The organism is Pseudomonas fluorescens, from assembly GCF_003732425.1.
In the GTDB taxonomy this organism is placed as follows: domain Bacteria; phylum Pseudomonadota; class Gammaproteobacteria; order Pseudomonadales; family Pseudomonadaceae; genus Aquipseudomonas; species Aquipseudomonas fluorescens_BE.
This window is the reverse complement of record NZ_MOBX01000014.1, coordinates 133356-147956: the sequence shown is the minus strand read 5'-3', so window position 1 is coordinate 147956 and position 14601 is coordinate 133356. Positions and strand designations below refer to the sequence as shown.

The 14601-nt window shown below is 61.5% G+C and carries 10 protein-coding genes; 2 read left to right on the top strand and 8 right to left on the bottom strand.

All coding sequences use genetic code 11. The annotated features are described in order from the left end of the window. Positions 1–151: 151 nt before the first annotated feature. Genes BK670_RS17710 through ptsP form a run of 3 tightly spaced genes read right to left on the bottom strand, consistent with a single transcriptional unit; the run spans position 152 to position 5699 of the window. Positions 152–1885 carry a PTS fructose-like transporter subunit IIB gene (locus BK670_RS17710; RefSeq protein WP_123451594.1) on the bottom strand — a complete coding sequence of 578 codons (1734 nt, stop codon included), beginning with the start codon at positions 1883–1885 and terminating at the stop codon, positions 152–154. Positions 1886–1896: 11 nt separating this feature from the next. Beyond that, positions 1897–2838, bottom strand: a complete 942-nt coding sequence (pfkB, locus tag BK670_RS17705) for a 1-phosphofructokinase (RefSeq protein ID WP_123451592.1) — start codon at positions 2836–2838, stop codon at positions 1897–1899. After that, positions 2838–5699, bottom strand: coding sequence for a phosphoenolpyruvate--protein phosphotransferase (gene ptsP / locus BK670_RS17700; RefSeq protein WP_123451590.1), 2862 nt, complete (start codon positions 5697–5699; stop codon positions 2838–2840). The genes pfkB and ptsP overlap by 1 nt, the downstream gene beginning before the upstream one ends. A gap of 307 nt (positions 5700–6006) precedes the next feature. On the opposite strand from ptsP, the gene cra reads away from it, so the two are divergent. Both cra and BK670_RS17690 read left to right on the top strand, forming a co-directional pair. Further along, positions 6007–7002: a catabolite repressor/activator gene (gene cra / locus BK670_RS17695; RefSeq protein ID WP_123451588.1), complete on the top strand. Its 996-nt coding sequence runs from the start codon at positions 6007–6009 to the stop codon at positions 7000–7002. Positions 7003–7005: 3 nt separating this feature from the next. Further along, entirely contained in the window at positions 7006–7782 is a 777-nt protein-coding gene (locus tag BK670_RS17690) for a TatD family hydrolase (RefSeq protein WP_123451586.1), read from the top strand. On the opposite strand, the gene BK670_RS17685 is transcribed toward BK670_RS17690, so the two are convergent. The 5 genes from BK670_RS17685 to BK670_RS17665 form a co-directional block, all read right to left on the bottom strand. Beyond that, on the bottom strand, positions 7783–8172 hold the full coding sequence (locus tag BK670_RS17685; protein WP_123451584.1) for a hypothetical protein: 390 nt from the start codon (positions 8170–8172) through the stop codon (positions 7783–7785). It abuts the gene before it with no gap. Between the two features lie 243 nt (positions 8173–8415). Next, positions 8416–9120, bottom strand: coding sequence for a methyl-accepting chemotaxis protein (locus tag BK670_RS30295; protein ID WP_371857645.1), 705 nt, complete (start codon positions 9118–9120; stop codon positions 8416–8418). 1555 nt (positions 9121–10675) lie between these two features. After that, positions 10676–11515 carry a regulatory signaling modulator protein AmpE gene (gene ampE / locus BK670_RS17675; RefSeq protein WP_123451579.1) on the bottom strand — a complete coding sequence of 280 codons (840 nt, stop codon included), beginning with the start codon at positions 11513–11515 and terminating at the stop codon, positions 10676–10678. Next, positions 11512–12072: a 1,6-anhydro-N-acetylmuramyl-L-alanine amidase AmpD gene (gene ampD, locus BK670_RS17670; RefSeq protein WP_123451577.1), complete on the bottom strand. Its 561-nt coding sequence runs from the start codon at positions 12070–12072 to the stop codon at positions 11512–11514. The genes ampE and ampD overlap by 4 nt, the downstream gene beginning before the upstream one ends. A 64-nt stretch (positions 12073–12136) precedes the next feature. After that, positions 12137–14317, bottom strand: coding sequence for a DUF1631 domain-containing protein (locus BK670_RS17665; RefSeq protein WP_123451575.1), 2181 nt, complete (start codon positions 14315–14317; stop codon positions 12137–12139). Positions 14318–14601: the final 284 nt, after the last annotated feature.

Here is a 14601-nt window from a genome sequence, read left to right as displayed (position 1 = left end):
ACTTAAGCACGCCTATATGAACTCGCCATGACACCACTAACCATTGTGGGAGCGAGCCTGCTCGCGAAAGCGGTGTGCCAGTCAACATGTATGTCGCTGGCAGATTGCATTCGCGAGCAGGCTCGCTCCCACAGAAGGGTAGTGTTGTCCGTCAGGCCTTGGCGGGCTCCAGCGCCAACTCGACGGCCTCGGGGCGTTTGACCGTCGCGTAGACCACAGCAGTCAACAAACTTCCCGCGACAATCGCCAGCAAATACAACAACGCATGGTTGATCGCATTTGGAATCGCCAGCACAAACAAGCCACCGTGCGGCGCCATCAGTTTGCAGCCGAAGTACATCGACAGCGCACCGGTCAGCGCGCCACCGGCAATGCTCGCCGGGATCACCCGCAACGGATCTTTCGCGGCAAACGGAATCGCCCCTTCGGAGATAAAGCACAGCCCCAGCACCAGCGCCGCTTTGCCCGCCTCGCGCTCGGTCTGGGCGAACTTGCGCCGCGCAATAAATGTGGCGATACCGAGGCCAATCGGCGGCACCATGCCGGCCGCCATGGTCGCGGCCATCGGTGCATAACTCTGCGACGCCAGCAGCCCTACCGAGAACGCATACGCGGCTTTGTTGATCGGCCCACCGAGGTCGACGCACATCATGCCGCCGAGCAACACACCGAGCAGAATCGCGTTGGTGGTGCCCATGCTGTCGAGGAAATGCGTCAGCGCACCGAGCATGCCGGCGACCGGTTTGCCCACCACGTAAATCATCACCAGACCGGTGAACAGACTGGCGAACAACGGGATGATCAGAATCGGTTTCAGCGCTTCGAGACTTTGCGGCAAGGCGACATATCGGCTGATTGCCTTCGCCGCATAACCGGCGATAAACCCGGCGACGATGCCGCCGATAAATCCGGCGCCCAGCGTACTGGCGAGCAAACCACCAATCATCCCCGGCGCCAGACCCGGACGGTCGGCGATCGAATAAGCGATGTAACCGGCCAGCAGCGGCACCATCAACTTGAACGCGGTCTCACCGCCGATCTGCATCAATGCCGCCGCCAGCGTGCCTTCTTCCTTGAACGCGGTGATGCCGAACACGAACGACAGCGCGATCATCAAACCGCCGGCCACGACCATCGGCAACATGAACGACACGCCGGTCAGCAGGTGTTTGTAGATGCCGGTTTTCTCTTGCTTGGCCGGCGCCTTGCCGTCAGCCGCCGCGCTTTCCACGACACCTTCGGCCAAGGCTTTTTTCAGTGTGGCTTCGGACTGTTTCAAGGCAATCCCGGTGCCGCAGCGATAGATTTTCTTGCCGGCGAAACGCTCGGTGGCGACTTCGATATCCGCCGCCAGCAACACCACGTCCGCGTCGGCAATCGCCGCTGCGCTCAACGGGGTTTTCGCGCCCACCGAGCCTTGGGTTTCGACCTGCAATTCGTAGCCCAGACGCTTGGCGGTCTGCTGTAGGGCTTCGGCCGCCATGAAGGTGTGCGCAACACCGGTCGGGCAAGCAGTGATGGCGACGATGCGGGGTGCACGCGGTGCATCAGTCGTCGGTTCAGCCGCACTGGCAACGTAGACAGCCGCCTCTTCAGCACCACGACGCAGCACCGCTTCGACATCCTGCAGCGCCTGCGCCGGGGCGATCTGAAACACCCGTTTGCCGACAAAGCGGCTCATGTCCACCGCGCCTGTGGCGACCAGCAACACCCACTCCGCTGCCGCAATCGTCGCCGCCGACAATTCGCGCTCCGGGTGCGCCGCATCGACCACTTCAACGCTGGTGCTCCAGCCCTGACGCTGCGCCGCCGCATCGAGCAAACGCGCGCACAGCACACTGGTGACCATGCCGTTCGGGCAAGCCGTAACAATGGCTAACTTCATGACAAACCCTCTTATTGTTCTGTCAGGGGACGCACGCGCACGCCCTGTTCGAGCTGCGCCAGTTGCGCAGCATCGTTGATGCCGAAACCGATCTGAGTCACCGCCATCGCCGCAATCGCGGTGGCCGTGCGCAGGGTTTGCTCGGGCGTATCGGCGCTGAGCAGACCGTGGAGCATGCCGGCCAGCAACGAATCGCCGGCACCGACCGTGCTGGCAACGCTGACCTTCGGTGGCGTGGCATGCAGTGCCGAGCCGACACTGAACCAGTTCACGCCGTCAGCACCGTGAGAGATGACCACGTGCTCAATACCTTGAGCATGCAAACGCGCCGCTGCCTGGGCTTCGGCCGCGTGAGAAACCACCTCGCAACCGAGTGCATCGGCGAGCTCTTCCGTGTTCGGTTTGATCAGCCATGGACCGGCCTGCAACGCTGCGCGCAAGGCTTCGCCGCTGCTGTCGAGGGCGACTTTCAGACCGAGCTGGTTGAGCCGTTCGATCAACTCACGCAACCACTGCGCGGTCACGCCACGCGGCAGACTGCCGGCGACCACGACGGCATCGTGACCCGGTGCAATCTGCAGCAGACGTTCGAGCAACGCCTGCTGCGCGGCGGCGTCGACCATCGGCCCCGGACCATTGATGTCGGTGATGCGGCCATCCTGTTCGGCGACCTTGATGTTGCTGCGCGTTTCACCCGGCACGCGGATAAACGCGTCGACAAAACCGCGCTTGGCGAACAGGGTTTCGAACGCTTGCAGATTGTCTTCACCGAGAAAACCACTGACCGTCAGTTGATGGCCGAGATCAGCCAGCACCTGCGCGACGTTCACGCCTTTGCCGGCGGCGTGGGTGTGCATCTCGTCGCTGCGATTGACCTGACCGGCCTCCAGGCGTGGCAGTTCGACGGTGAGGTCGAGCGCCGGGTTGAGGGTCAGGGTAAGAATCTTGGCCATTACAGGGCCTCCACTAGTGCGCGCACTTCATTCGCGCTGCCCACGGCCAGGGCATGTTGAGCAAGGGTTTTCGCCTGGGTCAGGCTGAGTTCGCGGATGCGTGCCTTCACCTCGGCAATGCTGCGCCCGGAGACGCTGAGTTCATCGACCCCGAGGCCGACCAGCACCGGCACCGCCAGCGGATCCGCCGCCAGTTCGCCGCACACGCCGACCCATTTGCCGTGGGCATGGGCCGCGCGCACGGTGATGTCGATCAGTTGCAGTACTGCCGGGTGCAAGCCATCCGCTTGTGCCGACAGGGTCGGGTGACCGCGGTCGATGGCCAGGGTGTATTGGGTGAGGTCGTTGGTGCCGACGCTAAAAAAGTCGACTTCCTTGGCCAGCACCGGCGCGAGCAAAGCGGCGGACGGCACTTCGATCATGATCCCCAGTTGCAGATCGGCGACCGGGATTTCCAGGCGCAGACGTTCGGTCATGTCGCGTGCCTGGCGCCATTCTTCGACGCTGCCGACCATCGGGAACATGATGCGCAGCGGACGGTTATCCGCCGAACGCAGCAACGCGCGCAATTGCGCTTCCATGATCTGTGGACGCTGCAAGGTCAGGCGAATACCGCGCACGCCGAGGAACGGATTCTCTTCCTTGGCGATCGGCCAATACGGCAGCGGTTTGTCACCGCCGACATCCAGCGTGCGCACCACCAACGGCCGCCCGGCGAGGCCATCGAGGACGCGGCGGTATTCGGCTTCTTGCGTGGCTTCGTCCGGCGCTTGCGGATGGGCCATGAAAATCAGTTCGGTACGCAGCAGGCCAATGCCTTCGGCGCCCTGCTCCACCGCACTGATCACGCCCGCGCTTTCGCCGATGTTGGCGAACACTTCGACGGCATGACCGTCAGTGGTGTGTGCCGGTTGATGACGCTGTTCGGCGGCAATCTTCAGGCGTTGTTCGCGGGTATCGCGCTCTTCGGCGGCACGTTGCAGGGTCGCCGCATCAGCGTCGACATGCAGGCGCCCGCGCTGGCCGTCGAGCAGCAACGGTGTGCCCGGCTTCAGCAGCAACACTGCCGCGCCAGCGCCGACCAGCGCAGGAATCCCCAGAGCTCGCGCAACGATTGCACTGTGCGCCGTGGCGCCGCCGCGCGCGGTGAGAATCCCCGCGACACGCGCCGGATCCAGCCGCGCGACGTCGGACGGGCCGACCTCGTCCATCACCAGAATGTACGGTTGCTCAGGCTCGCTCGCCGTTTGCACGCCACACAGTTGCGCCAGTACGCGGCGACCGATGTCGCGCAGATCAGCCGCCCGTTCGGCGAGCAACGCATCTTGCAGCGATTCCTGTTGTTTGGCCGCCGCTTCGATCACCGCCATCCACGCCGCTTCGGCGCTTTCGCCTTGCTTGAGGCGGGTGTCGACTTCGTCGGTGAGTTCCGGGTCGTCGAGCATTTCCTGATGGGTGATGAAGATCTCGCGAATGGCTTTGGCTTTGCTGCGCTCGATCAGGCCTTGGATATCACTGCGCACGTCGCTGAGCGCTTGCTTGAGACGTTCGCGCTCAACGGCGGCGGACTCGCCGCGCAGCGGGTAATCAATGGTTTGTTGCACCTGAATATGCGCAGGCCCGATGGCAATGCCCGGGGCTGCCGGGATCGCCTGCAACTGAGCACCGGACGCCGGGGCGATCAGCACTTCGGCGATGTCAGCGATGACTTCACGCTGCTGACTGACGGCGGGCAGCGGCTCGACTTCTTCGCCGAGACCTTCTTCGATAGCAGCGAGCAACGCCGGCAAGGCATCCGCGGCAATGCTCGGTTCGGCGATCAACTCCAGCACCTGACCGCGTCGGGCGCCGAGGCTGAGCAGTTTGCTCAGGCTCTTCACCGACACGGCGCTGTCCTGGCCGTCGACAATGCGCACACGAATTTCGCCATCAAAACTCTTCGCCAGTTGCGCAAGGATCTTTGCCGGGCGTGCGTGCAAACCATGGGCGTTGGCCAGGACAATGCGTGCGCTCGGCCAGTCGGCGGGCAACTCACCGCCGAGCACTTCGAGGACCTTGCGGCTGCTGGTGGCGCGGCCCAGTTCATGGCCACGACCTTCGATGAGCAACGCGCACAAACGCTCGAGCAGTGCCTGATGCGCCTCGCCAAGGCTGGCCAGGCAGAACAGACCACTGAGCGGCTGACCGAGATAGCGCATCGGTTTGTCCGGCGTCACAAAAGCCAGCCCCGGACGCTTCACGGTTTGCTCGCTGTGCAGCCACCACAAACCATCACCCAGCGGCAGTGCTTCGACCTGCTGCAACACACCGGCAAAACCGTTGCTCACACAATCGGCCTGCCGCAACAGACGCGCGCCACGCCAGACCAGTTCTTCAAAATCGTCGGCCGAGACGCCGAGGCCGATCATCTGCGCATCCAGCGCCAGCTCTTGCGGCGCGCCCTGTAGCAATTTCAGCAGCGCTTCGGGGGAACTGGCGCGACGCAGGGCCTGGCCCAGATCGGTCTCGCCGAGGGCACGGGTCAGCAGTTGCAGCAGGCGCAGGTGTTCGTCGGATTTGGCAGCAATGCCAATCGCCAGATAAACGATCTGGCCATCGCCCCAATCCACGCCTTCCGGGAACTGCATCAAGCGCACGCCAGTGGCGAACACCTGATCGCGGGTTTGCGGGGTGCCGTGGGGAATGGCAATACCTTGACCGAGAAAGGTCGAGCCCTGGGCTTCCCGTGCCTGCAATCCAGCGAGGTAACCGTCGGCAACCAGACCATCAGCCACCAGGTGATTGGCGAGCAGTTGCAGGGCAGCGGGTTTATCCACGGCCGATTGGCCCATGGATATCTGCTCTATAGTGAGCTCGAGCATGCGATCTCCTTTTTGGCGCTTTATGAGTGCCAGGTATTGTTTTGGATGTTTGCAGCTTAGGCGCTTTACCGCTTTGCTTTTCAGCGGCAGTTTTGGCGGTTTCACGGCAGAACCGGCCAAAGACGTCTAAAACGTAGAAAATACGCTTGCTGAAACGTTTAATCTAGATTGATCGGCACGTTACTCGATAATGTCTCATCCTTGAAGTCCAACTTGTCGGATGCGCTGCGACAATAGTCGCCTGCCCTAATCGGGTAGGATTGGCGAAAATGTGGCGGCAAGCTCGAAAAAACAAGGAAATCCCGGGTTGAAACTCAGTGATATCGCGCGGTTGGCCGGAGTGTCCGTGACCACCGCCAGCTACGTCATCAACGGCAAGGCCGAACAGCAACGCATCAGCAACGCCACCGTCGAGCGGGTGCGGGCGGTGGTCGATCTGCACGGCTTCACGCCAAACCCTCAAGCGGCCGGGCTGCGCAGTCGGCACACGCGCACGCTGGGCTTTATTCTGCCGGATCTGGAAAACCCCAGTTACGCGCGGATCGCCAAACTACTCGAGCAAGGTGCGCGGGCTCGCGGCTATCAATTGCTGATCGCCAGCTCCGACGATGCGCCGGACAGCGAGCGGCAGTTGCTACAACTGTTCAAGGCGCGCCGCTGCGATGCGCTGATCGTCGCCAGTTGCCTGCCGGCCGGCGATGACAGCTATCGGCAGTTGCAGGCCAAAGGGTTGCCGATCATCGCCATCGACCGGGTCATGGAACCCGAGCACTTCTGCTCGGTGATCAGCGACGACCGCGAAGCCAGCCTGCACCTGACCCAGAGCCTGCTCGATCCGCAACCGAAGCAGATCGTCCTGCTCGGTGCGCGCCCGGAACTGAGCATCAGCCAGGAGCGTGCCGCCGGTTTCAAACAGGCGCTGGTCGATTTCAAAGGCGAAGTGCTGGTCGAACACGCCGAATCCTTCAGCCGCGAATGTGGCAAACAATTGATGGAAGAACTCCTGCAGCGTCTGGGGCATTTGCCCGATGCGCTGGTGACGACGTCCTACGTGCTGCTGCAAGGCGTGTTCGATGCACTGCATGACTTCCCGCTGAAATCGCGCCCGCTGCGCCTCGGCACCTTCGGTGATACGCAGTTGCTGGATTTCCTGCCGCTGCCGGTCAACGCCATGGCCCAGCAGCACCAACTGATCGCCGACAAGGCGCTGGAACTGGCCCTGGCGGCGGTCGAGCAGTCGGAGTACAAGCCCGGCGTGCAGGCCATCGCGCGGACCTTCAAGCAGCGTATTCACCGGGACTGAGCCGTGGAGCTGATCGACAGCCACACCCACCTCGACTTCCCCGACTTCGACGCCGATCGCTCGGCGTTGCTCGCCGAAAGCCGCGCCCTCGGGGTGCGGCGGATGGTGGTGTTGGGCGTCTATGAAGGTAACTGGCAACGGGTCTGGGATCTGGTGCAGAGCGATGCCGATTTATACGCGGCGCTTGGATTGCATCCGGTCTATCTCGATCAGCATCGTCCTGAAGATTTATCGGCACTCGGTGATTGGCTGACGCGATTGCGCGGTCATCGACAATTGTGTGCGGTGGGCGAGATTGGTCTGGATTACTTCATCGAAACCCTCGACCGCGAGCGGCAACAGACGCTGTTCGAGGCGCAACTGCAACTGGCCGCAGACTTCCATTTGCCAGCGCTGATCCATGTGCGCCGCAGCCACGCGGCAGTGATCGCGACGCTCAAGCGCTTCAAGCTCAAACGCGCAGGGATCATCCATGCCTTCGCCGGTAGCCGTGAAGAAGCGCGGGAGTACATCAAACTCGGTTTCAAACTGGGCCTCGGCGGCGCACCGACCTGGCCGCAAGCGTTGCGCATGCATCGGGTGCTGGCGGAACTGCCGCTGGATTCGATCGTGCTGGAAACCGATTCACCGGACATGGCACCTGTCATGTTTCCCGGCCAGCGCAACAGCCCGGCGCACTTGCCGGCGATCTGCGCGGCGTTGGCCGAGCTGATGAAGATCACCCCGCAGCAACTGGCCACGGCCAGTACCGCCAACAGCTGCGAAGTGTTCGGCTGGTAATCAGTCGGCGTAAGCCTTGGCGGCCTCCAGAATCAGCGTCATATGCCGACGCTGACGCGCGTAACGGACGACCACGAAGTACAAGAAAATCGTGATCAGTGACGCGTTCAGTTGCTCGGTGACGCTAAGCAGTCCCAGCCATTCCATCACCAACGCCACCAGCAGCGCGGTGCACACCGTCAACGAAGCGCTGAAGCGCAGCAGCGCCAGCGAGTCGAGGGACTTGAAGCGCTTGATCTGTTGCGGGCAACGCAGCTCCAGCGCTTTCTGGCAATGCTCGCAGGTGAACGGTTCATTGATCGAGATGGCATTGAGTTGCCACGGTTTGAGCAGCTGCGTGGTCTGGCAATGAGCACAGCGCCCCTGGACTCCAAGAGTCGCGGCAGACATGAGCGGCCTCCTCTACGCTAACGTTGAGCATGGATACTGGCTCATTGCTGGGTAAACGCCAGAACACGGCGAGAAACAGGATTGGGCTTACGGTCTGAAGTGAAAAAGTACTACAAAAAATTCTGACAAAACCCAGAACCCGGTGGGAGCTAGCCTGCTCGCGAAAGCGGTGTGTCAGGTGGCAGCGACGTCACTGACAGATTAGATTCGCAAGCAGGCTCGCTCCCACAGGTGTGTGACGACTCAGACGCGGAAGGCGCTGATCAGCTGTTTAAGCTCTACCACTTGGGCTGACAGCGCCCGGCTGGCATCTTCGGTCTGGTGCGCACCTTGCGCCGTGCGCTCGCCGGCGCGGTTGATCTCGACGATGTTCTGATCGATGTCGTGGGCCACCGCCGTTTGCTGTTCAACTGCCGCAGCGATCTGCTGGTTCTGATCGACGATCATACCGACCGCACCGAGGATGTTTTCCAGCGCCTGCTGGACCTTTTCCGATTGCCCGACCGTGCCATTGGCCATCTGATGGCTGACGCCCATGGCTTTCACCGCAGCGCCGACGCCGCCGTGCAGCTTGGCGATCATCTGTTCGATTTCTTCAGTTGATTGCTGAGTGCGTTTGGCCAGCGTGCGCACTTCGTCGGCGACCACGGCAAAACCGCGTCCCTGCTCGCCGGCACGCGCCGCTTCAATCGCAGCGTTGAGCGCCAGCAGGTTGGTTTGTTCGGCAATGCTTTTGATCACTTCCAGTACGCGGCTGATCGACTGACTGTCGCTGGCCAACTGGTTGATCACCAACACCGACTGGTCGATCTCGCTGGCCAGTGCGGCAATGCTGCCCTGCTGCGACTCGACCAGGCCACGACCATTAATGGTCTCGTCATTGACGCTGTGGGCACTGCTCACCGCTGCCGCTGCACTGCGCGCCACTTCCAGCGAGGTGGCCGACATCTGGTTCATCGCCGTTGCCACTTGCTCGATCTGCGTGCGTTGCCCCGCTACCGCCTGATTGCTCTGCGCGGAGACGTTCTCGACCTGCCCGGCCTGACGTTCGACCTCGGCGACGGTCTGACCTACGCGCTCGATCAAGTCGTGAATCTTCCTCACCGTGCCATTGAACACTTCGCCCAACTCGCCCAGCTCGTCGCGGCTGTTGGCCTTGAAGTTGACGGTCATGTCGCCGGCCGCGACCTTGTCCATCATCGCCCCGAGGCGTTTCAGCGTGGTGCGGGTCGAGGCGTAGAAACCGCCGTAGAGATAGAAAATCAGCACGAACACCACCGACAGCGCCACAGCCTGCAGGACCATATGCGTGCGGTTCTGCGCCAGACGTTGCTGCAATTGGGTGTCGAGGAATGTCAGCGTGGCTTCGTTGAGCTGGTAAGTCCTGTCGATCAGCGCGGTGACCTGATCGTAAAACGCCTGCCACGGCGCATCGAGGGTATCGGCCATCACCACCTGCTCTTCGAACAGTTCGCTGGCCTGTTTCAGCGAGGCCTTGCTGCTGTCAGCCGCCGCGCTGAGGGTATCCCGCGCGGCTTTGCTGGAGCCAAGGGCGTCCTGCAATTTCAGAGCGTACTCGGCCTGCAGTTTTTCGATCTGCACCAGCAACTCATCAAAACGGGTGCTCGACGAACTGTTGAGAAAACCCTGGCCCAGTGAATACGAGCCCATCGCCCGGCCTTCGCCGAGGGTTTGCGTGACGGTCGGTGTGACCAACGTGACCAGCTCGCTGAGCTGACGGATGTCGCTCTGGTTATCGCGGCTCAGTCCGGCCTGACTGGTGATGATCTGGCTGAAAATCTGCGCACTGGCGAGTAATTTGCCGATCAACGCGCTTTTGCTTTGCAGCGAGTTTTCCACTTGCTGGGCCTTGAACGCGTCGATCATTTCATCGCGTTTTCCGTCGAAAACCTGAATCTGCTCGGGATCGTCGGTCATCGCTGTCAGCCCTTGCAAGCGCGCCAACACCGCTTGCTCAAGGGTGGTGATCTGCGCCTCGACGTTGTCGGCCTTGCCTGACTGGCCAAGGGTAACGTTGATCTGTACAAGGTTGTTGAGGGTTTCCAGATCCCGGCGCAGGGCCAGGCTGCTGCCCAGCAGATCAAGGCTTTGCAGCTCGACCCGAGTGCCTTGGAATTCGCGATAGGAATCGCGCACCAGATAGAAATTGGTCACCAGCATCGGCACCAGAAACAGCACGCTGATCAGGCTGAACTTCATGCCGAAGCTCAGACGGTTCATCAGCGAGACGGCGGGATAGAGCAAGCTCTTCACTGGAAGTCTCCCTTGGTTTTTCTTGTTTTTATTGGCAGGCGCGGGACGACAGCAGATAGCCACTATCGAGCGCCATCTCTGTATAGCTCAAATCGGAGGGAGGTTTTGTAACTTAAGGTTAACGACAAAAAAGATCGCAGCCTGCGGCAGCTCCTACAGGAAACACACAATCCCCGTGTAGGAGCTGCCGCAGGCTGCGATCTTTTGATTTTTCTTTAAATCAATGAAATCAGTGGATCAAGACTGTCCACAGGGCAAAACCGGCATACCACAGCACCGCCGCGCGCAGCAGCAATTCCCACAGGCAATCGAGGGTGTTGATGCCGTCCGGCCCGACCACCGGAGGTGGAACCTCCCCCGCCGCCAGACCGACCCGGTTGATCAGTTGCGCAGCGCTGATGTTCCAGTTGAGCAGCTCATGCAGCATCACCCGACTGACCGCGACAAAGTTGCCGACCAGCGCCAGACTCGCGGCCAACAAGCGCACCGGCAGCCAGTCAAAGGCATGCCGCAGTTGCGCGGCGCGCTCGACCAGTGCCGGGTTCTGGCCGTGTTCTTGCGCCAGCGCCAACAGGCGATACGCCAACGCCGCCACCGGGCCGAGCACGAAATACCAGAAGATCACCGCAAAAAAGCTTTGATAGGCCTGCCACAGCAGATGCCCCTGCACGCTTTCAAGCAACTGCTCGCCGCTGTCGGCGCAGATATCCAGATCGCGCTTGGCCACATGCGCCGCAGCTTGCAGATCTTCACGCCGCCAGGCATCACGGAACGGCCCGAGACCGCCGAGCAAATCGCCGCGCCCCAGACTGTAAATCACCACCAGCAAATGCACTGGCAATGCCAGCAAGCCGTAGGCCACCGGCTCCAGCACCAATAGCAATAACGCCAGCAGCGCCACCGGAAACAGCACCAGAATCGTCAGCACCAGCCAGGGCCGTTTGGCCAGGCGCGTGCTGGTTTCAAGCTTGTTCAGTTCGCGGATCCATCCGCCGTCGCGTTGAACCCGATGACGCAGGGCCGAAAACTTCTCGATCCACAGCGCCAGCAGTAACACCAGAAAACTCATTGTCCTTCCTCTTGTGCCAGGGCCGCGCGGTAACGCGCCCAGTCGAATGCCGGGCCAGGATCGGTCTTACGCCCGGGTGCTATGTCGCTGTGCCCACAGATGCGGGCGCCGGTGATGGCCGGAAATGCGCTTTGCAACTGGCGGGTCAACGCCGTCAACGCGTGATATTGCGCATCGGTGAACGGCAGATCATCGGTGCCTTCCAGTTCGATGCCCACGGAAAAATCGTTACAGGTTTCCCTTCCTTCGAAGACCGACACGCCGGCATGCCACGCCCGCTCAAGACAGGAGACAAACTGGGTGACCTTGCCGTCACGTTCAATCAGAAAATGCGCCGAGACGCGCAAGTCAGCAATCCCTGCAAAGTAGGGGTGTTCGGTGACATCCAGACGATTCTGGAAAAACTCCTGCACCTTGCCCGTGGCGAACTGCGCCGGTGGCAGGCTGATGTTGTGGATCACCAACAGGGAAATTTCGCCCGCCGGGCGTTCATTGAAGTTGGGCGATGGGCAGACCTGCACCCCGTGACACCACCCGCTAGCGGGATCCAACTGCATACCGATTCCTTCAACGCCGACTGTGTTGGCGCCCAGTATGCCGTGATCGGCCCCCCGCGCGCGATCACTTGGCGCGATTGAGTCGCCGCAGATTGCCCAGCACCGATTCGAGCGCGCGGTCGAACAGCAAGGTATCGTCCAGCGCACGCACCGTCCCACGCTGGAATTCCTCGGCCAGTGCGATGCGGCTGCGCTCCAGGACTTTCATGCCGGTGCGATCGACAAATACATACTTGCCAGTGGCTTCGATGATGGCCGCAAGTTTGCAGCGCAGGCTGTGTTCATCGTCTTCCTGAAACACCACCCAATTGCCCAGCCGCAGTTGTTCGACCTGGCGCAGACCGGCGGCGTCATGGGGCAGGCGTACCGACATCAACGCCGCACTGCCCTCATCAGCAGTTTGCAGGACGATCTGTTGCGACACCTCGACCATGGGCAAAGCCTGACCGGCCTGGTCGGAGCGCTCCAGCACCCGCACATGCAGGCCTTCCAGCTCGCTGAAAAACTCACTGGTGGCAAATGGATCGAACGCCGAACTGCTCAGGCCATCGCGCAGCGACTTGAGCAGACCCGGCACCAGCGCCAGCAAGCGCAGGCTGGATTCAGCGTCGTCATGACGCTGCACACTCCAGATCAGTTGCTCCATGGTTTGCACATCGGCCTGCCATTCAGCGGACTGATCGCCATGCTTGAGACAGGTCAGCAGCAGTACTTTGCTCCAGGCGTCCTGGACGAAGGTGACCACGGTCGGCGGCAGGGTCTTGCCCAGCAGCGCTTGATTCAACGCCCGTTCGACCCGGCGCCGTGCCAGCTCGCTCTTCGCTCGCCCCTCTTCGGCGTCACGCAGGCGCTGTTCCAGCAGCTCGCTGCGGCGGCGTTCATCGCTGGTGAAGGCGAGAAAATCAGCCAGCAATTCGGAGAAGATCGCCGGATCGTCGACGAAGTCGCTCAGCAGGCGCTGCACCACTTGTTCGATACGCAGGTACAAGCTGTCGCGCGCCTCGCCGTCGCAATCGTCCCAGCCCATGGCCGCCGCGGCGATTTCATTGAGCAGGCGCCGCGCCGGATGGGTGCTGCGACTGAAGAAGCTCTTGTCGAGTACCGCGACCTTGAGCATCGGGATCTGCAGCCGGGCGATCAGCGCCTTGAGCGAATCCGGCACATTACGGTCTTCAAGAATGCAATCGAAGACCATGGCGATCAGGTTGATCACGTCTTCATCCGCATCGCCGACGATCCGCGATTTGCCACTTCTCACGCTGACGCGGGTCAGCAGCTGTTCGAGCTGATTGCGCAGATCGAAGTCATCCTGAGCCGCCAGCGCCGGCACATATTGTTGCAAGTGCGAGAGCAGGCGCAGCAGGTCGCGCGTGGAGATCGGTTGCGCCGCGACACTGGACTCCAGCGTCGGCGCAACACTGCCGCGCACCTGCGCAAGCAATTGTTGCAACGCGGCGAAGACCTCCTGCACGCCTTCGTCGACGGGCGGCGTGTCGTCGCTTTCCTCGCTGTGCACATTGGCGAGCGCACGATCAATCGCACGCCGCGCCGGGGCGGCCTTCAGCTCCGGCAACACACCGGTGGCAAGCAGCAATTGATTGGCTTCGGCGTACAGTTGTTCGGTGTCGGCCAGGACATAGCGCTCGAACAGTTTGAGCAGGATCAGCTTGACCTTGATCTCCACGCCCAGGTTACGTCCGGCCTGCAGGAAGAACTCGCAGAGCAGCGCCGGGCCGAGCGGGTTGTGCTGATCGTCGAGGGTGTTGCCGAGCAGCGCGTTAAGGCGCGCGGTCAGTTGGTCGAGGGCGAAGCCGTCACGCTTGAGTACACGACCGACCATGGTCTCGACTGCTACGCTGCGCTCCATGTCGTCGCTGCGCGGTGCCAGCTCGTCGTACATCAAGGTGTGGGACTGTGTGCTGTGCGTGGGGTCGAATTGCGTCAGGCCGACAAACGCTTCGAAGAATTGCTCAAGAAAGCCGCGCTCAATGTTTTTGCGCTTGAGGCGCAGGTCGCGCATGGCTTCGAAGAAGATGTTCTGCTCGACGTCATTGCGCGCCCGGTCGGCCATTTCAAACAGCGTGTCGTCAGCGTTGTCGAACAGCTCCTGCAAACCGTGGCGCAGTTGCTGGGCAGCCTTGTCGCGAACCTGAAGCAGAATCACAGGCAGGCGGGCGAGCGGCGAGTGATTCGCCTGATCGGTAGTGCCCTTGTGCAAAGGCACCACTTTCCCGTCGTTGTGCATCCAAGCCTCCTGAAACGGTGATTCGTTCGGTCAAGCCAACCCGGATCCCCTGTGGGAGCGAGCCGGCTCGCTCCCACAAGTTCAATCAGGACGTCAAGGCTATGACGTCAAATACAAGGCGGATTATCTTTCATAACTTGTACCCGACGCCATAGCCGTCAGGGTTTCCCCTATGCCCTTTCAGTGACCATGTCCCGGCGTGGTTTGCTCAAAGAAAATCGACCGGATGCAGGCAAGCGCGCACGTTCTCGCCTTGGGTTGGCTCGCGCCATGCCCCTATAATC